Below are 17889 nucleotides of genomic sequence, written 5' to 3'. Positions count from 1 at the left end.
ACCGCAGCCACACCGCCGCCGGCGACGCGCCGCGCGAGGCCGCCTTGCGGCGAACGCGCGGGAGTGTCCGCCCGCGCTGTCAGGTGCTGATGGCGGCCGGCCGTCGCGGAAAGCGCAGCCAGAAGGTCGTGCGGCGGCCCGGCTCGCTGTCGACGCCGCATTCGCCGCCGTGATTGTCCATGATAGACCGGACGATCGCGAGGCCGAGCCCCGTGCCCGACGCCGAATTGTGGCGCGACGGATCGACGCGATAAAAACGCTCGAAAATCCGCCCGACGTGCTCCGCCGCGATGCCGGGCCCCGTATCCGACACGGCGATCGTCGTCGCACCGCCCTGCTCGACGCAATCGATCGTCACGACGCTGCCGCGCGGCGCATAGGTCAGCGCATTCGACAGCAGGTTGCTCAACGCGCGCTGGTACAGCGTCAGGTCCGCATCGACCCATGCGTGGCCGTCGACCTTCACGGTCACGCCTTCATCTTCCGCCAGCGGCTCGTAGTAGCCGGCCACCCGCTCCGCCTCCTCCGCCGCATTCAGGCGCCGCACATCGATCGACGTGCCGGCCTGTTCCGAACGCGCGAGAAACAGCATGTCCTCGATCATCCGCGACAGCCGCTGGTATTCGTCGATGCTTGACTCGATCACGCTCCGGTATTCGTCCGCGCTGCGCGGTTGCGACAGCACAACCTGCGCGGCCGCCTGCAGGTTCGTCAGCGGCGTGCGCATGTCGTGCGCGAGATTCGACGAGAACTGGCTCAGCCGCGTGAACGATTCGTTCAGCCGCGCGAGCATGCCGTTGAACGCATGCTCGAGCTCCTTCAGCTCGCCGGACGTATCGAGTTCCGGCAGCGGATGCGCGAGCCGGCTCGACGACATCTGCTCCGCGCGCGCCGCGAACCGCCGCAGCGGGCTCAGCCCGAGCGCGGCGATGCCGTATGCGATCGCGGCCGCAAGCACCACGCCGAACACCTCGATCACGACGATCGTATAGGCATGCGTGCGCAGCAGCAGCACGTCGGCGCTGCGATCGTACTGCACGGCGACGCGCACCACCGGCGCACCCGCGCCGGCGAGCGGCACGGTCGTCAGCAGATACTGGTGTCTTGCGCCGGGCGGGGCGATGCCGACCGGCACGCGCCCGGCGTTCGTCAACATCAGCGGCGCGTACGGACGGAAGCCGGGCGTGCCGACGAGGCGCGTACCGGCGGCATCGAAGATCGCGAGATCCATGTTCGGATGACCGTGCAACTGGTCGATCCAGATATCGGTGTTGCGCGCGACGTCGGCCGTCGTGCGCGCCTCGGCCAGGTGTGCGCCCAATGCGGCGGAAATACCGGCCATCTGCTCGGCTGCCGTCGTTTCGACACGGTTGCTCAGCGCTTCGTACAATGCGACGCCGCTCGACGCGAGGATCACCGACGTCGACAGGATGATCAGCGCGGTCAGCCGGCCGCGCAGCGTTCGCGGCAGCAGGCGCGCGATCATGCGGCCGCGCCGCCGCGCGCTTCGAGCACGTAGCCCATGCCGCGCACCGTGTGGATCAGCTTCGGTTCGTACGCGTCGTCGATCTTCGAGCGCAGCCGGCGGATCGCCGAATCGACGACGTTCGTGTCGCTGTTGAAGTTCATGTCCCATACCTGCGACGCGATCGTCGCGCGCGGCAGGATCTCCCCTTCGCGGCGCATCAGCAGCCACAGCAGCGCGAACTCCTTCGCGGTCAGCAGGATCGTGTCGCCCTGCCGCGTGGCCTTGCGGCGGGTCAGGTCCAGTTCGAGATCGGCCGCGCGCAGCGTGTTCGAATCGCGCGGCTGGCCGCGCCGCAGGATCGACTTGATGCGCGCGGTCAGCTCGACGAAGTCGAACGGCTTCGCGAGATAGTCGTCCGCGCCGAGCTCGAGCCCCTTCACGCGATCGCCGACGTCGTCACGGGCAGTGAGGAACAGCACGGGCGTCGATTTGCTGCGCCGCAGGTTCTGCAGCAGCGTCCAGCCGTCCTGCCCGGGCAGCATCACGTCGAGCACGAGCAGGTCGTACTCCTCCGTTTCGGCCTGGTGCTGGCCCGTGATGCCGTCCTCGACCCAGTCGACAACGTAGCCGGCCTCGGTCAGGCCCTTGCGCAGATACGCGCCCGTCTTCGGTTCATCCTCGACAATCAGAATTCGCATCACGCATTACCCTTGAAAAAACCCAGCCGGCGCAGCACGCCCGCGCCGAAGCCGCCGCGCAACGCCGCGCGCCACGACACCGCATGGCTGACCCGGTACAGCACCGGCAGCACCAGCAGCGTCAGCGCCGTGGACGACAGGATACCGCCGATCACGACCGTCGCGAGCGGGCGCTGCACCTCGGCGCCGGTGCCGGTCGCGAACGCCATCGGCAGGAAGCCGAGCGACGCGACCAGCGCGGTCATCAGCACGGGCCGCAGCCGCGTGAGCGCGCCGTCGTGCACCGCGGCGTCGAGCGGCATGCCTTCGTCGCGCAGGTTGCGGATGAACGAGATCATCACGAGACCGTTGAGCACGGCCACGCCGGACAGCGCAATGAAGCCGACCGCCGCCGTGATCGACAGCGGAATCCCGCGCAGCCACAGCGACACGACGCCGCCGCTCAGCGCGAACGGAATGCCGGTAAACACCAGCAGCCCGTCCTTCACGTTGTTGAACATCACGAACAGCAGCACGAATACCATGAACAGCGCGAGCGGCACGACGAGCTTCAGGCGCTCGCTCGCACTTTGCAACTGCTCGAACTGCCCGCCCCACGACACCCAGTAGCCGGCCGGCACGCGCACGTCCTGCTGCAACTGCTCGCGCGCATCGGCGACGAACGAGCCGACGTCGCGGCCGCGCACGTTCGCGCTGACGACCACCCGCCGCTTGCCGTCCTCGCGGCTGATCTGGTTCGGGCCGGGCGCCACGTCGATCGTCGCGAGCTCCGCGAGCGGCACGTACGGCGCCGCCGCGAGCGGCGCGCTGGCGCCGGCGGCCGGCGCGGGCAGCGCGATCGGCAGCCGCTTGATCGCCTCGATGTCGGAGCGCAGTTCGTCGGGCAGCCGCACGACGATGTCGAAGCGGCGGTCGCCCTGGAACAGCGTGCCGGCCTTCTGCCCGCCGACGGCCGCGGCCACCGAGTCCTGCAGGTCGGCCACGCTCACGCCGTAGCGCGCGAGCTTGTCGCGGTCGAGGTTGACGGTCAGCACCGGCAGGCCCGTGGTCTGCTCGACCTTGACCTCCGACGCGCCCGGCACCTTCTGCAACGCGGCCGCGATCTGCTCGCCGGTCTGGTTCAGCACGGCCATGTCGTCGCCGAAGATCTTCACGGCGACATCGCTGCGCACGCCCGAAATCAGTTCGTTGAAGCGCAGCTGGATCGGCTGCGAGAACTCGTACGCGTTGCCAGGCAGCTCGGCGAGCGCTTCCTCGATCTCGCGCACGAGCTGGTCACGCGGCTTCTTCGGGTCGGGCCACGTGTCGGCGGGCTTCAGCATGATGTAGCCGTCCGACAGGTTCGGCGGCATCGGGTCGGCCGCGATCTCGGCCGTGCCGGTGCGCGCGAACACGCGCTCGATCTCGGGAAAGCGCGCCTTCAGCGTCTTCTCGATCGACTTCTGCATCTCGACCGATTGCGACAGGCTCGTGCCGGGAATCCGCAGCGCGGACACGGCCAGATCGCCCTCGTTCAGGCTCGGAATGAACTCGCTGCCGAGCCGCGTCGCGAGCCCGAGCGTGACCAGCACGATCGCGCCCGCCCCGATCATCACGCGCGCCGGGCGCGTCATGAACGCGGCGAGCACCGGTTCGTACGCACGCCGCGCCCAGCCCATCAACCGGTTCTCCTTCTCCTCGACCCGCTCGCCGATGAACAACGCGACGGCCGCGGGAATGAACGTGACGGTCAGCACCATCGCGGCGGCGAGCGCCATCACGACGGTGATCGCCATCGGATGGAACATCTTGCCTTCGACGCCGGTCAGCGCAAAGATCGGCAGGTACACGACCATGATGATCAGTTGCCCGAAGATCAGCGCGCGGCGCGCTTCCTGCGATGCGCCGAACACTTCGGCAAAGCGCTCGTCGCGCGTGAGCGGCCGGCCGGCTGCCGACTGCGCATGCGCAAGCCGCCGCACGCAGTTCTCGACGATCACCACCGCGCCGTCGACGATGATCCCGAAGTCGAGCGCGCCGAGGCTCATCAGGTTCGCGCTCACCTTCGCGTTGACCATGCCGGTGAAGGTCATCAGCATCGACAGCGGAATCACGAGCGCGGTGATCAGCGCCGCGCGGATGTTGCCGAGGAACAGGAACAGCACGGCGATCACGAGCACCGCGCCTTCGAGCAGGTTCTTCTTCACGGTGGCGACGGCCTTCTCGACCAGCACCGTGCGGTCGTACACCGGAATCGCCTTCACGCCGGCCGGCAGCGTGCGGTTCACGTCCTCCATCTTCGCGGCGACGGCCTTCGACACCGTCCGGCTGTTCTCGCCCATCAGCATGAAGACCGTGCCGAGCACGACTTCCTCGCCGTTCGACGTCGCGGCGCCGGTGCGCAGTTCGCGGCCGATGTCGACCACGCCGACGTCCTTCATCCGCACCGGCACGCCGCCGACGTTGGTCAGCACGATGTTCGCGATGTCGTCGACGGTGCGCGCCTGGCCCGGCACGCGCACCAGATACTGCTCGCCGCGCTTTTCGATGTAGCCGGCGCCGACGTTGTCGTTGTTGCGCTCGAGTGCGCGCACGACGTCGGCAAGCGTCAGCCCGTACGACATCAGCTTCGCCGGATTCGGCGCGACGCGGTATTCCTTCACGTAGCCGCCGATCGAGTTGACCTCGGTCACGCCGCGCACGTTGCGCAGTTGCGGTCGCACGACCCAGTCCTGCAGCTCGCGCAGGTCGGTCGCCGTATAGCGCGTGCCGTCGGGCTTGCGCGCGTTGGCGTCGGCCTCGACGGTCCACAGGTAGATCTCGCCGAGGCCGGTCGACGTCGGCCCCATCGCGGGCGCGATGCCGGCCGGCAGCTTGTCCTTCGCTTCCTGGATGCGCTCGTTGACGAGCTGCCGCGCGAAGTAGATGTCGGTGCCGTCCTTGAAGATCACGGTGACCTGCGACAGCCCGTAGCGCGAGATCGAGCGCGTCTGCTCCAGCCCCGGCAGCCCGGCCATCACGGTCTCGACCGGATAGGTGATGCGCTGCTCGGCCTCCAGCGGCGAGTAGCCGGGCGCGGACGTGTTGATCTGCACCTGCACGTTCGTGATGTCGGGCACCGCGTCGATCGGCAGCCGCTGGTAGCTGAATACGCCGAGCGCAGCCACGGCCGCGATCGCCAGCATCACCAGCCAGCGATGCGCAATTGCAAAGCGGATCAGGCGCTCAAACATGTCGGGATTCCTTGAAACGGGGCACGGTCGGCCGCACCGGACGGGCCGCGCGGCCGGTCACCCGGCCGACCGGAAAGCAGGCCGCATAGCGGGCCGCCAGTCGCGCCACGGCGCACGCGTATTGCTGCTCATTCATGTTCCGCGCTCCCCTTGCCGAGCTCCGCCTTCAGCACGAAGCTGTTCGACGCCGCGTATTCCTGGCCGGGCTTGAGCCCCTTGAGCACCTCGGTCGCCCGTTCGTCGCGCCGCCCCGTTTCGACGGCCTGCGCGACGAAGCCCTTCGGCGAGCGCACGAACACCGACGGCGCACCGTCGACGTCCTGCAACGCGTCGCTCGCGACCGCGAGCGGCACGCCCTGCCTGCCGGCGTCGACCGACACGTTGACGAACATTCCCGGGCGCCACACGCGATCCGGGTTCGGCAGCACGACGCGCGCCGGCGCGGTGCGCGTCTGCTCGCCGAGCAGCGACCCCACGTACGCGATCGGGCCGCTCGAACGCGATTCAAACGCGGTCGCGCTCACCGTGGCATCGCGACCGACGCGCACGTCGTTGAGCCGCTGCGCGGGCACCGCCATCTCGGCCCACACGGTCGACAGGTCAGAGATCACGAACATGCTCGCGTCGGCGGCAATCGCCTCGCCGGGCGTCGCATGCTTCTCGACGATCGTGCCCGCGAATGGCGCGCGCAGTTCATAACGGTTCAGCGCGCCCGCGCCGACCGGCGCATTCAGCGCGGCGAGCTTCTGCCGCGCGTTCTGCACGGCGATCTCGGCCTCGCGCAACTGCACCTGCGCCTGCTGGTAATCCTGCTCGGCAGAAATACGCTCCTGCCACAGCGTGCGTTCGCGTTCGTAGGTTGCGCGCGCACCCGACAGCCGGCGCTCGGCCGTCAGCAGCTCGCTGCGGCGGTCGGCCAGATCGGTGCTCGCGATCACGGCGAGCACCTGCCCTTTCGCGACGTTCTGGCCGAGCGACACCGACACCTGCTCGACGATGCCGGCCACGCGCGGCACGACGTGCGCGGTGCGATCCTCGTTGAACTTGATTTCACCGGGAAGCTGGAACGGCGTCGCGATCTGCGCGGGGCCGGCTTTCGCGAGCGCGATCCTCGACGTCGCCAGTTGTGCGTCGGTCAGCGCGATCGCACCGTCGGCGCGCGCGAACGGGAACGACGCGGCGTCGTTGCCGGACTTCACGTCGATCGTCGCATCGAACACGTGCGGCTTCGCAATCGACTGCGCGGACACGAACTTTTGGCCGGCCGCGTCGAATCGCAACGGTTCGTGCGTGCGATCGTAGCGCACCAGCGTGCCGGACACGGTCACGCCCTGGGTCGCCGGCTTGTCGTCGACGAACGGATAGACGACGAGCCGCGCGTCGCCGGGCTTTTCCGTCATCACGATCTCGACCGACAGCTTGCCGCGCTTGAGCACGACACCGCCGCGCGCGCCGACGCCGGCGGCGTCGGTCGGCTGCGCGGTTTCGGCGGCGGTCGGCGCCGACGCGCCGCTGCCGCCCCGCGTGACGGCGAGCGCGCCAATCACGATCCCTGCGCCGCCGAGCACGGCCGCCGCAATAACGAAGATTCTGCTGCGTGACATGATGATCCTCCAGTAAGAGGCGCGCTTATTGCGCGACGGCCGCGAGCGGCGTGCCGACGAGCCGGCCGATATCGGCGCGGGCCGCATGGGCGCCGGCGAGCGCACGGACGTATTGCGACTGGCCCTGGAACAGCGTGCGCTGCGCGTCGAGCACGTCGAGGAAGCTGAACTTCCCGAGTTCGTAGCCACGCGACATCGCGTCGAGCGCGAGGCGCGCGGCCGGCAGGATGTCGGACTTCAGCCGCTGCGCTTCCTGCTCGGCCGCCTCGAAATTCGCGTATGCCTGCGTCAACTCCAGCCGCAGGCGGGTGCGTTCGCGATCGAGATCGGCGTTCGCGCGCTCGGCCTTGTGCGTCGCCTCGAGCAGCGCGCCCTTGTTCGTGTTGAACAGCGGAATCGGGATCGACACGCCGACCACCGCCTGGTTGTTCGGCACGCCGCCGGTGGTCACGCGCTTCACGCCGGCGCTGACCGTCACGTCCGGAATGCGCCGCGCGCGTTCGAGCGATATGGCCGCGTTCGAGCGCAGCATCTCGGCGCGCGCGACCCGCGCGAGCGGCGCATCGTCGAGTTGCGCGGTCAGCGCGGACAACGGCTCGACCGGCGGCACGGTTTCCAGGTCGCCGAGCACCGCAAGCCGGTCGTTGCGCGCCTCGCCCATCACCGCGTTCAGTTTCTCGCGCGCGACCTCGACACGGCCGCGCGCGGTCACGACTTCGATCTGCACGCCGGCCGCCGCGACCTGCGCCTTGGTCGCCTCGACCGGCGACACCTTGCCGGCCTGCGCGCGACGCCCCGCGAGATCCGCCGAACGCGCGGCGATCGCGGCCGATTCTTCGGTCACCTGAAGCTGGCGCTGCGCGGCGAGCAGCCCGTAGAACGCGGCGATCACGTCGGCGCGCACGGCGGCGCCCTGCTCGTCGAGCGACGCGCTGGCCGCCTCCCGGCCGTACGACGCGACGTCGAGCCGTGCGCGGCGCTTGCCGCCCAACTCGATGGTCTGGTTGATCAGCGCGGTGGACGTGCGTTCGGCGCGACTGAAGCCTTCCTGCAGGAACGACACTTCGGGGTTCGGCCGCGCGCCGGCCTGCATCAGCACGCCGGCCGATGCATCGACATCCGCGCGTGCGCCGCGCAGCGCCGGATTGTTCCGGGCCGCGACCGCGAGCGCGTCGGACAACGTCAACGACGACGCAGGAAGCGCATCGGACGGCGGTGCGCCGATCGGCGCGGCGGCGGCACCCGGGGCCGGCCCCGGCGACAGCGATGGCTGCGCATGAGCCGTCGCGGCCATCGCGAACACGATGGCCAGGGCGAGGTTGGGTTTGAGCATGTTGGTCCTGCGGTAACGGTTTGTGACCGATGCTACGATCACGCCGCAGCGCGAACATGACACGGTGATGACGTTTCCGTCATCTTGGGAGAGTCAAGAAAGCACTTCGGAAACCCACGGCTGGGGTAAAGGTTGTGTGAAAGTCTCGCTGCCCATCGATCATCAGATCTTTCTCTGGTACGCGCGCGGCGCCAGTTCCTCGGCCCTTTCCTAGCGCTCGCTGTATCGGTCGACCAGATTTGGGCCGTCGTCTCGGGTAGAGTGAACTTGACTGGCTCCTCCATAACGTCAACGAGCCGATCGTAATGGGCCGACGGCTTCGTCCGCCCTGCTTCGTCGAATTCCGCGAACGCCTTGGCCGACGACGACTGGTTCGGGATCATCAGCATGCGCATCCAGCCTCAGAGCATGCGCATCCGGTTTACAGCGTTGAACGACTGAGATCCGCCGCCCACCTGCATCACCGCGAGCGTCTTGCCCTGCTTCGGCCGCACCGCGCCGACCGACGAAGGAATCCAGTCGATCCGTGATTTCATGATGCCGGTCATTGCGCCGTGCCGTTCCGGCGAGCACTACACTATGCCTTCCGCTCACGTCACCACCCCGCGCAACCCGGCCACCTTCGGGTGGCTCTCGGGTGCAAAATCGGACGAAGGCCGCCCACTTGGATTGAACACGCGTACCCGGCACCAATCGCTGTGAACGGCGGCGCAGCTTCCTCGACCGGCAAGCAGCTGAACAAGCGTTCATGCAGGGAGCCGTGCAGAAGCACGAGCCGGGGCGGATGGGTCGACGGTGGCGTCGGCCGCGCCTTCCGGCACGAGGATCAGCGTGGTGTCGAACTGAGGCGGGTCGTCCAATTGTTCAGACGCGCTTGCCCTCCGCATCGGTTACGACTCCGCCGCCTTCCTTGGTGCACGGACCTCTCTGCGGGTAGGCAATCGTCGGTCAGGTCACCGGTACCGTCCGCGGTCTGCATTAACTACCCTGGCTCACTGTCTTCGGAAGGCATGGCGGTCCCCCCTCCCATTGTTTTAACGTTACGTGGCAGGCTCAGCTGCCGTGGCACTCTTGTCGAAAGGCTTGTAGGCCAGCAACCGCAGCGCGTTGGCAACCACGAGCAAGGTAGACCCCTCATGGAAGATGACCGCCGTACCGATGTTCAGCCCTAGCACGGTTGCCGGAATCAGCACCGCCACGACGCCAAGACTCATCCACAGGTTCTGCTTGATGACGCGGCTCGTACTTCTCGACAGGCCCACAGCGAACGGCAATTGCGCCAGATCGTCGGCCATCAGTGCCACGTCGGCGGTCTCCAACGCAACATCGGAGCCTGCGGCACCCATCGCGATGCCCACGGTCGCGTTAGCCATGGCGGGTCCATCATTGACGCCGTCTCCCACCATCGCCACCTTGCCGTGCTCGGTGCGCAGTTTCTTGATCTCCTCGACCTTCTGCTCGGGCATAAGGTCTCCTTGGGCCTCGGTCAGGCCAACGGTTTGCGCAACGGCCTCGGCCACCTTCTGGCTGTCGCCGGAAATCATAATTAGCCGCTCGATGCCGAGTTTCCTGAGTTCGCCCATGACTCGGCCAGCGACGGGGCGCGGCGTGTCCATGACGCCGATCACGCCCAGGAAGCGCGCTCCCTTGCGGATGATCATCGTCGTATGTCCGTCGGCGATGAGTTTCTTGTTGGCCTCGTCGATGTCATCAGGGACGGTTGAATCAGACAGCTCCCTGAACAGAATCGGCTTGCCGATGTGGACAGTCTCGCCCCCTAACTGAGCCCGGACACCGCGCCCGGTGATGCTTTTGACATCCACAGCCTGCGGCAGATCGGTCTTGTCTCGCAGCCGTTCCTTCGCCCCGTTGACAATCGCCGCGGCGAGCGGGTGGTCGCTGTGTTCTTCCACCGCCAGCGCCACTGCCAGCAGTTCGTGCTCAGGCACGCCTTGAGCTGGGACCACCTCGGTGAGCTTCGGCTTCCCCTCGGTCAGCGTGCCGGTCTTGTCAAAGGCAATTGAGGTTAGCGTGCCCAGGTTCTCCAAAGGCCCACCACCCTTGACCAGCACACCGCTCCGCGCGGCGCGCGCTACGCCGCTGAGAACTGCACTGGGCACTGAGATTGCGAGCGCGCAGGGGCTGGCAGCCACCAACACGGCCATCGCCCTGTAGAAGGTGTGGGAGAATGGCTCATCGATAACAACACCAGCGCACAGCAGCAGACCGACCAACACCAGCACTGATGGCACGAAGATGCGCTCGAACTTCTCGGTGAACTGCTGTGTCGGCGAGCGCTGGGCCTCCGCCTCAGTGACCATCTTGATGACGCGCGCCATCGTCGACTGATCGGCCTTTCGGGCGACCATGATATCCATGGCGCCCGCGCCGTTGATCGTGCCGGCGAAGACGCGGCTCTCAGCCGCTACGCCCTCGAAGCGCCCGATTGTGATTCGGCCATCCTCGACGGGGCGCTTGTCGACTGGAACACTCTCGCCCGTGACCGGTGCCTGATTGACGCTGGAAGTGCCAACGACCACAACACCGTCCGCAGGCAGCCGCTCGTTGGGCTTCACGACGACGACGTCGCCTACTTCCAGCTTCTCCAGTGGCACAACCTCCGTCCCGGAATCGCGCCGCACCGTGGCCGTGTCAGGTGCAAGCTTGGTTAAGGCCTCGATGGCACGCCGGGCCCTACCCATGGCGTAGTGCTCGAGCGAATGCCCAAGGCTGAAGAGGAACAGCAACAAAGCGCCTTCTCCCCAGGAGCCCAGAGCCGCGGCACCCGCAGCCGCTACGAGCATGAGCGTGTCGATCTCGAAACGCTTGGCACGCAGGTTCTCGATGGCTTCTTGGATGGTGTAGTAGCCGCCGAAGAAGTACGAAACCACGTAGCAGTGGGTGGACAGCCATTCAAGACCGGTGCCGCGTCGCCCCACGAGCCATCCAGCCATCAGGAAGACTCCGGACAAGCAAGCAAAGATCAGCTCGGTCTTTTCGCCGAACAACCCGCCGTGTCGATGGCTGTGCTCGCCGCCCTCGTCTTTCCCGCAAGTGTGGTTGGCTCGCTGCAGCGCACGGTGGTCATTGGCAGCCGCCTTATGCCCTGCCGTGCCGGAATCTGCGGATGCCTTGCAAGAGCGGACCGCCGTGGTCGGCTGAACAGCCGGCGTTGCCCAATTCACAGAGATATCGAGTAAGGTCAGGCGCTGCGTGAGATCGGACTCGTCAGTGAGGGAACGGTCGTATTCGATGCGGACAACGCCGCTTGGCGATACGTCGGCCTCAATGATCCCACCGAGTGAGCGCAGCTGCTCAGCAACACGCCTGGTGGCACGCACATGCATCGGCGCATTCACTCGTCCCACAATGTGCGCGAAGCGGCCCGCCACAGCGAGCCCTTCAGACCGAATCAGCTCACGCAGCCTGCTTAGTGAGATCACGGCGGGGTCGTAGTGCACACACAACTGCGGCTCTCCTTCAGCCGCGCCAGTGATATGAGCCCCTTCAATGCCAGGCCTGTCCGCCAGCTTGTCTTGCAGGCGGCTCACGCAGCGGTCTTCGGCGCCATATATGTCCGGCAGAACCAACGGCAGATCCAGCCGCAGCTTCTGGATGTCGCTCATGAACGGCTCCATTTTCATACAAATGGCCAGCCGGCCCGGAAGGTTCACCGGCCACCAGGGTGCTCCATCAGCAAGAGAGTCTATCAGTCCGTTCCAATCGCCGGCAAATAGCGCCGGCTGCGCTGCCCGAAGCAGATGCTCCGAGCTGAGATCAGGATACCAATCAATCAGATAGGGGCCGACGTCGCGCGGGTCAGGACGTGAAATTCGCCAACTTCCATTACGTCCAGTCTCTTCCGGTCCGTGACCCGAACGGGTTATGGCGCCCCCCGCGTCTCGTCTAATCCCTCGCTGACAGGTTGAAGGTCGGCCGGGATAAGCACTTATGCGAAGGTTCGCATATTCACGAATCCCGGCGGACCCTCTACTAACTGTTACACGATGGTAAGTCGTTGTTTTGGTATGCACTTCCACTACGAACAGTTTGCCGCTCGCCAACATCGGAGCGCTCTAATTTTTGCCGTAGGTGCCCGCATCGCTCGAGTTTGCGCCCGACAAGGGGCCGCGGTTCGACACTATCAAATCCAGGCATTCCAATGCAGGGCCGAAATATCGACCGATTTCTTTCCTGCTTTCGATATTTCGACTACTATTGAAACATGGAAACAAACCAAACCATTGCCGCCCTCGCGGCACTCGCCCACGAATCCCGGCTCGCCGTCTTTCGTGCACTCGTGCAAGCGGGGCCGGAGGGCATGCCGGCCGGGCAGATCGCCACGCTGCTGGACGTGCCGCCGTCGTCGCTTTCCTTTCATCTGAAGGAACTGGCGCATGCACAACTCGTCACCAGCCGCCAGGAAGGCCGCTTCGTCTTCTACTGCGCGAACTTCGCCACGATGAACGGCCTGTTGGCTTACCTCACGGAGAACTGCTGCGGCGGCAATCCCTGCTCGCCTGCGGGCGCGTGTTCCCCGGTCAAGGAGCAACACTCATGAAGCGCTTCCATGTGCACATCAGCGTGCCGGATCTCGTTGACAGCATCCGTTTCTATTCGGCGCTGTTCGCCGCTGAGCCGACCGTCGTCAAGAGCGACTACGCGAAATGGATGCTCGACGATCCTCGCGTCGACTTCGCGATCTCGCAGCGCGGCGCGGCGCCCGGTCTAGATCATCTTGGCGTGCAGGTCGAAAACGATGCCGAGCTGGCGGAGATGCATACGCGCTTGAACGGCGCCGCGCTGCCGGTCGACGAGCAAATCGGTACGGCGTGCTGCTACGCCCGCTCCGACAAGTACTGGACGGTCGACCCGCAAGGCATCGCATGGGAAACGTACCAGACGCTCGGCGACGTCCCCACCTTCGGCGAATCCCGTAACGCGTCGGCGGCTGAATCGAATGCCGACGCTTCTGCTTGCTGTTCCCCTGCACGCGGCAAGCCGATCGGCGTGCCGGTGAAATCGTCCTGCTGCTGAGGTCCAACCATGAGCGACAAGCCCTACAACGTGCTGTTCATCTGTACCGGCAATTCCGCCCGATCGATCCTGTCCGAGGGACTGATGAACCGCCTTGGCGAGGGCCGCTTCGTGGCGTACTCGGCGGGCAGTCATCCGAAAGGCGAGGTGAATCCGTTCGCGCTGCGCGAGCTGGCGCGTTGGCAATTGCCGACCGAAGGCTACCGGAGCAAGAGCTGGGACGAATTCGCGGCACCCGGCGCACCGGCGCTCGATTTCGTCTTCACCGTGTGCGACAAGGCCACCGGCGAGGTGTGCCCGATCTGGCCCGGTCAACCGATCACCGCACATTGGGGTGTGCCTGACCCGGCCGACGTCGAGGGCTCCGACGAACAGAAACAGCAGGCCATGCACGACGCCGCGCTGACGTTGAAGCGTCGTATCGACCTGCTGCTGTCATTGCCGCTCGCCAAACTCGACAACGTCGCACTGCAAAAGTCCCTGACCGAGATCGGGCAAAAGTAACTTTGGATCGTCAACCCATGACCACGAACGTACTGATCCTCTGCACCCACAACTCGGCGCGCAGCGTGCTGTCCGAAGGGATGCTCAATCATTGGGCCGCGAAGCTCGGCAAGGACGTCCGCGCATACAGCGCCGGCAGTGCGCCGAGCGGTCGCCTCAATCCGTTCGCGCTGGAAGCGCTGACGACCGCTGGCGTCGACGTGAGCGGCTACCGCAGCAAGAGCTGGGACGAGTTCGTCGGCGATGGTGCGCCGGAGATGCGCGTCGTCATTACGGTGTGCGACAGCGCGGCCGCCGAGACGTGCCCGTACTGGCCCGGCAGCCCCGTCAAAGTGCATTGGGGCTACGCCGATCCGTCGAACGCGTTGGGCGGCGACGAAGGCAAGCGACTCGCCTTCGAACTCACGCGCCAGGCGATCGGCTATCGCATGCTGCAGTTGTTGGCGCTGCCGCTTGATCGCATGAGCAATGCCGAACTCCAGACGGCGTTGACCGAGATCTCGCAAAACTGACCATTCGCATGGCGGTCCGCTGAACCGCGCGGCCGCCGACGACTTCAAGACTGAACCCTATCCATGAACACGTCCAATGTCGCCCCGCCGGGCAAGGCCGTCGCAAAGCCTTCCATCAATTTCTTCGAACGCTACCTCACCGTCTGGGTGGCGCTGTGCATCGTCGCCGGCATCACGCTCGGCCAGGTGCTGCCCGGCCTGTTCCAGCAGATCGGGCGGATGGAATATGCCCAGATCAATCTCCCGGTCGGGCTGCTGATTTGGGTGATGATCATCCCGATGCTGGTCAAGGTCGACTTTGGCGCGCTGCATGAAGTGCGTCAGCACGTCAAAGGCATCGGCGTCACGCTCGTCGTCAACTGGCTCGTCAAGCCATTTTCGATGGCGTTTCTCGGTTGGTTGTTCATCCGCCATCTGTTCGCGCCGATGCTGCCGACGGACCAGCTCGACAGCTACATCGCCGGCCTGATCCTGTTGGCCGCAGCACCGTGTACGGCGATGGTGTTCGTGTGGAGTCGACTGACGGGCGGCGATCCGCTGTTCACGTTGTCGCAGGTCGCGCTGAACGACAGCATCATGGTGATCGCCTTCGCGCCACTGGTCGGCCTGCTGCTCGGCATGTCCGCAATCACGGTGCCGTGGGCGACGTTGCTTACGTCCGTCGTGCTCTACATCGTTATCCCGGTGATCATTGCGCAGATCCTGCGTAAGCGGCTGCTCGCGAATGGTCAGGCTGCATTCGATGCCGCGATGGCGAGGATCGGCCCTTGGTCGATCGCGGCGCTGCTGGCCACGCTTGTGCTGCTGTTCGCGTTCCAGGGCGAAGCGATCCTGAAGCAGCCTCTGGTGATCGCGCTGCTCGCGGTGCCGATCCTGATTCAAGTGTTCTTCAACTCGGCGCTCGCGTACTGGCTCAACCGCGCCGTAGGCGAGAAGCACAACATCGCGTGCCCGTCGGCGCTGATCGGCGCATCCAACTTCTTCGAGCTTGCCGTCGCGGCCGCGATCAGCCTGTTCGGTTTCCATTCCGGCGCGGCACTGGCTACCGTCGTCGGCGTGCTGATCGAGGTGCCGGTCATGCTGTTGGTGGTGCGCATCGTCAACCAGTCGAAGGGCTGGTACGAGTGCCGGACCTGACATGTCCACGCATGCACCCCGCCCGCACGCATGGCTGACGCCGTCGCTCGGGCTGACGCAGATCGTCGGCTGGGGTTCCATGTTTTACGCGTACGGCGTCCTGATGCAACCGATGCAGGACGAGCTGGGTCTGTCGAAGCCAGTCGTCGTCGGCGCCTATTCGGTGGCGCTGCTGATCTCGGGGCTGTTGTCCACGTCGGCCGGCAGCATCATCGACCGCGTCGGCGGGCGCGCCCTGATGGCGGGCGGATCGTTGCTGGCGGCGCTGATGCTTGTCTGCTTGTCACGGGTGAATAACGTGGTCGGGCTGTATCTCGTGTGGGCCGGCATCGGCGTTGCGATGAGCGCAACTCTCTACCAGCCTGCGTTCACCGTCATCACGCAGATATTCGGTAACGACTACCGCCGCGCGATCACGCACCTGACCTTGTTCGGCGGTTTCGCCAGCACGGTGTTCTGGCCGCTGACGCAAACGCTGTTGCAGCACGTCGGATGGCGCGACACATGGCAGCTCTATGCCGGCGCGAATCTGGCGATCTGCGTGCCCGTGCATGTCGCGCTGCCAAGTCGTTCACACGCACCGCATGGCGTGACGCCAACGCAAACGGAACAGCCGGCCGCTAACCTTGGCGCTGTCCTGCGCGACCCGGCCTTCTATCTGGTGACCGCGGCGGTCACGCTCAATGCGCTGGTGTTCGCCGCGATGTCGCTGCACATGATCGCGGTCTTGCAGGCGCATGGCATTTCCGCCGCGAACGCGGCATGGGTGGGGGCGCTGGTTGGGCCGATGCAGGTTCTCGGCCGCGTGCTGGAAACGACGATCGGCAAACGCGCGAGCACGCGCCAGGTCGGCATGGCCGCGATGGCGTTGCTGCCGCTTTCGCTGGTCCTGCTCTTTGCGTCCGGGACGTGGCTGCCCGTGTACGTTGTTTTCGCGGCGCTGTATGGCATCGGCAACGGCGTCATGACGATTGTCCGCGGTGCATTGCCTGCGGAACTGTACGGGCGAACCGCCTATGGCGCGATCAGCGGGGCGATGGCGACGCCCGTGCAGATTGCCATCGCCGCCGGTCCGTTCGTTGCATCACTCCTGTATGTCGCCGGGAACGGCTATCCCGGCACGCTATTGGCCCTGGCCGGCATCGGCGCGACAGGTGCGATCCTGTTCCGCTACGCGATCTTGCATTTGCGCCATCACGCTGTCCCTCTATCGAAGCAAGGAATCTCGACATGAGCAACATCACGATCTATCACAACCCGGATTGCGGCACGTCGCGCAACGCGCTGGCCCTGATCCGCAACAGCGGCGAGGAGCCTGTCGTCATCGAGTATCTCAGGACGCCCCCGTCGCGGGAAACGCTGGTCAAGCTGCTGGCCGATGCCGGCCTGACCGTACGCGAGTTACTGCGGGAGAAAGGCACGCCTTATGCGGAACTCGGTCTGGGCGATCCGAAGTGGACCGATGAGCAACTGCTCGACTTCATCGGGCAGCATCCGATCCTGATGAACCGGCCGATCGTGGTTACGCCGATCGGCACGAAGCTATGCCGGCCGTCCGAAGCCGTGCTGGATATCCTGCCGAACCCGCAGACGGGGCCTTTCACCAAGGAAGATGGCGAAGTCGTGATCGATGCGGAGGGCAAGCGTGTCTGAGCAATTGAACGACATGCCGCAGCTCGACGCCACGCTGTTCCGCGTGCCGGACGCCGCTCAATTGCGGCCGGCGACACCGTCGACGCATCCGCCTCGACTCCTGCTTCTGTACGGCTCGCTGCGCGAGCGTTCGTTCAGCCGTCTGCTGGTCGAGGAAGCCGAGCATTTGCTCACGGCGATGGGGGCCGAAGTCCGTGTGTTCAATCCGAGCGGCTTGCCGCTGCCCGATGATGCGCCGGAAAGCCATCCGAAGGTGGTCGAGCTGCGCGAGCTGGTGATATGGTCGGAAGGCATGGTGTGGTGCTCGCCGGAACGACACGGCGCGATGACGGGGATCATGAAATCGCAGATCGACTGGATTCCGTTGTCGGTCGGCGCAGTCCGGCCGACGCAGGGCAAGACGCTTGCGGTGATGCAAGTCAGCGGCGGTTCGCAGTCGTTCAACGCCGTGAACCAGATGCGCGTGCTCGGACGCTGGATGCGCATGCTGACCATCCCGAACCAGTCGTCGGTGGCCAAGGCGTTCGCGGAATTCGACGAAGCGGGTCGGATGAAACCATCGCCCTACTACGATCGTGTTGTCGATGTCATGGAAGAGCTGGTCAAGTTCACTCTGCTGACCCGAGATATCGGCCCGTATCTGGTCGACCGGTACAGCGAGCGAAAGGAAAGCGCCGAGGAACTGTCGAAGCGCGTGAACCAGCGAAGTATCTAGAATCCGGTCCAAGGAG

At 65.7% G+C, this 17889-nt stretch carries 15 protein-coding genes and 1 pseudogene; 8 read left to right on the top strand and 8 right to left on the bottom strand.

Features of this window, described 5'->3' with window-relative positions:
* Nucleotides 1-79: 79 nt before the first annotated feature.
* From BST28156_RS08860 to BST28156_RS08825, 8 genes and pseudogenes are all read right to left on the bottom strand, one after another.
* Nucleotides 80-1486: a heavy metal sensor histidine kinase gene (locus BST28156_RS08860; RefSeq protein ID WP_012210999.1), complete on the bottom strand. Its 1407-nt coding sequence runs from the start codon at nucleotides 1484-1486 to the stop codon at nucleotides 80-82.
* A complete protein-coding gene (gene irlR, locus BST28156_RS08855) occupies nucleotides 1483-2166 on the bottom strand; it encodes a heavy metal response regulator transcription factor IrlR (protein WP_012464978.1) in 684 nt (227 codons plus the stop codon). Before irlR ends, BST28156_RS08860 begins: the two co-directional genes overlap by 4 nt.
* A complete protein-coding gene (locus BST28156_RS08850) occupies nucleotides 2166-5378 on the bottom strand; it encodes an efflux RND transporter permease subunit (protein ID WP_012210997.1) in 3213 nt (1070 codons plus the stop codon). Before BST28156_RS08850 ends, irlR begins: the two co-directional genes overlap by 1 nt.
* Nucleotides 5371-5514 carry a hypothetical protein gene (locus tag BST28156_RS08845; protein ID WP_155295626.1) on the bottom strand — a complete coding sequence of 48 codons (144 nt, stop codon included), beginning with the start codon at nucleotides 5512-5514 and terminating at the stop codon, nucleotides 5371-5373. Before BST28156_RS08845 ends, BST28156_RS08850 begins: the two co-directional genes overlap by 8 nt.
* Nucleotides 5507-6982: an efflux RND transporter periplasmic adaptor subunit gene (locus tag BST28156_RS08840; protein ID WP_009693522.1), complete on the bottom strand. Its 1476-nt coding sequence runs from the start codon at nucleotides 6980-6982 to the stop codon at nucleotides 5507-5509. Before BST28156_RS08840 ends, BST28156_RS08845 begins: the two co-directional genes overlap by 8 nt.
* A gap of 25 nt (nucleotides 6983-7007) precedes the next feature.
* Complete coding sequence (locus BST28156_RS08835; RefSeq protein WP_059888138.1) at nucleotides 7008-8315, bottom strand: TolC family protein; 1308 nt, start codon at nucleotides 8313-8315, stop codon at nucleotides 7008-7010.
* 210 nt (nucleotides 8316-8525) lie between these two features.
* Nucleotides 8526-9202, bottom strand: a pseudogene (locus tag BST28156_RS08830) (NAD(P)H-dependent oxidoreductase).
* Between the two features lie 153 nt (nucleotides 9203-9355).
* Nucleotides 9356-11941, bottom strand: coding sequence for a heavy metal translocating P-type ATPase (locus BST28156_RS08825; RefSeq protein WP_012210995.1), 2586 nt, complete (start codon nucleotides 11939-11941; stop codon nucleotides 9356-9358).
* Between the two features lie 599 nt (nucleotides 11942-12540).
* Between BST28156_RS08825 and BST28156_RS08820 the strand changes: the two genes are divergently transcribed.
* The 8 genes from BST28156_RS08820 to arsH all read left to right on the top strand — a co-directional run bounded on the left by BST28156_RS08820 (nucleotide 12541) and on the right by arsH (nucleotide 17873).
* Nucleotides 12541-12876, top strand: coding sequence for an ArsR/SmtB family transcription factor (locus BST28156_RS08820; protein WP_009693516.1), 336 nt, complete (start codon nucleotides 12541-12543; stop codon nucleotides 12874-12876).
* On the top strand, nucleotides 12873-13352 hold the full coding sequence (locus BST28156_RS08815) for an ArsI/CadI family heavy metal resistance metalloenzyme (RefSeq protein WP_009693515.1): 480 nt from the start codon (nucleotides 12873-12875) through the stop codon (nucleotides 13350-13352). The genes BST28156_RS08820 and BST28156_RS08815 overlap by 4 nt, the downstream gene beginning before the upstream one ends.
* 9 nt (nucleotides 13353-13361) lie before the next feature.
* A complete protein-coding gene (locus BST28156_RS08810; RefSeq protein ID WP_009693514.1) occupies nucleotides 13362-13856 on the top strand; it encodes an arsenate reductase ArsC in 495 nt (164 codons plus the stop codon).
* 17 nt (nucleotides 13857-13873) lie between these two features.
* Nucleotides 13874-14368, top strand: coding sequence for an arsenate reductase ArsC (locus BST28156_RS08805; RefSeq protein ID WP_012210994.1), 495 nt, complete (start codon nucleotides 13874-13876; stop codon nucleotides 14366-14368).
* A gap of 63 nt (nucleotides 14369-14431) precedes the next feature.
* Entirely contained in the window at nucleotides 14432-15505 is a 1074-nt protein-coding gene (arsB, locus tag BST28156_RS08800) for an ACR3 family arsenite efflux transporter (RefSeq protein ID WP_012210993.1), read from the top strand.
* 1 nt (nucleotide 15506) lies between these two features.
* Nucleotides 15507-16739 (top strand): MFS transporter, encoded by a 1233-nt coding sequence (locus tag BST28156_RS08795; RefSeq protein WP_009693509.1) that lies wholly within the window; start codon nucleotides 15507-15509, stop codon nucleotides 16737-16739.
* Entirely contained in the window at nucleotides 16736-17158 is a 423-nt protein-coding gene (arsC, locus tag BST28156_RS08790; RefSeq protein ID WP_009693508.1) for an arsenate reductase (glutaredoxin), read from the top strand. The genes BST28156_RS08795 and arsC overlap by 4 nt, the downstream gene beginning before the upstream one ends.
* Nucleotides 17136-17873 (top strand): arsenical resistance protein ArsH, encoded by a 738-nt coding sequence (gene arsH / locus BST28156_RS08785; RefSeq protein ID WP_012211085.1) that lies wholly within the window; start codon nucleotides 17136-17138, stop codon nucleotides 17871-17873. The genes arsC and arsH overlap by 23 nt, the downstream gene beginning before the upstream one ends.
* Nucleotides 17874-17889: the final 16 nt, after the last annotated feature.

The organism is Burkholderia pseudomultivorans (assembly GCF_902499075.1).
Taxonomy (GTDB): Bacteria; Pseudomonadota; Gammaproteobacteria; order Burkholderiales; family Burkholderiaceae; genus Burkholderia; species Burkholderia pseudomultivorans.
The sequence above is the reverse complement of the archived record's forward strand: the minus strand, read 5'-3'. Positions and strand labels throughout refer to the sequence as shown.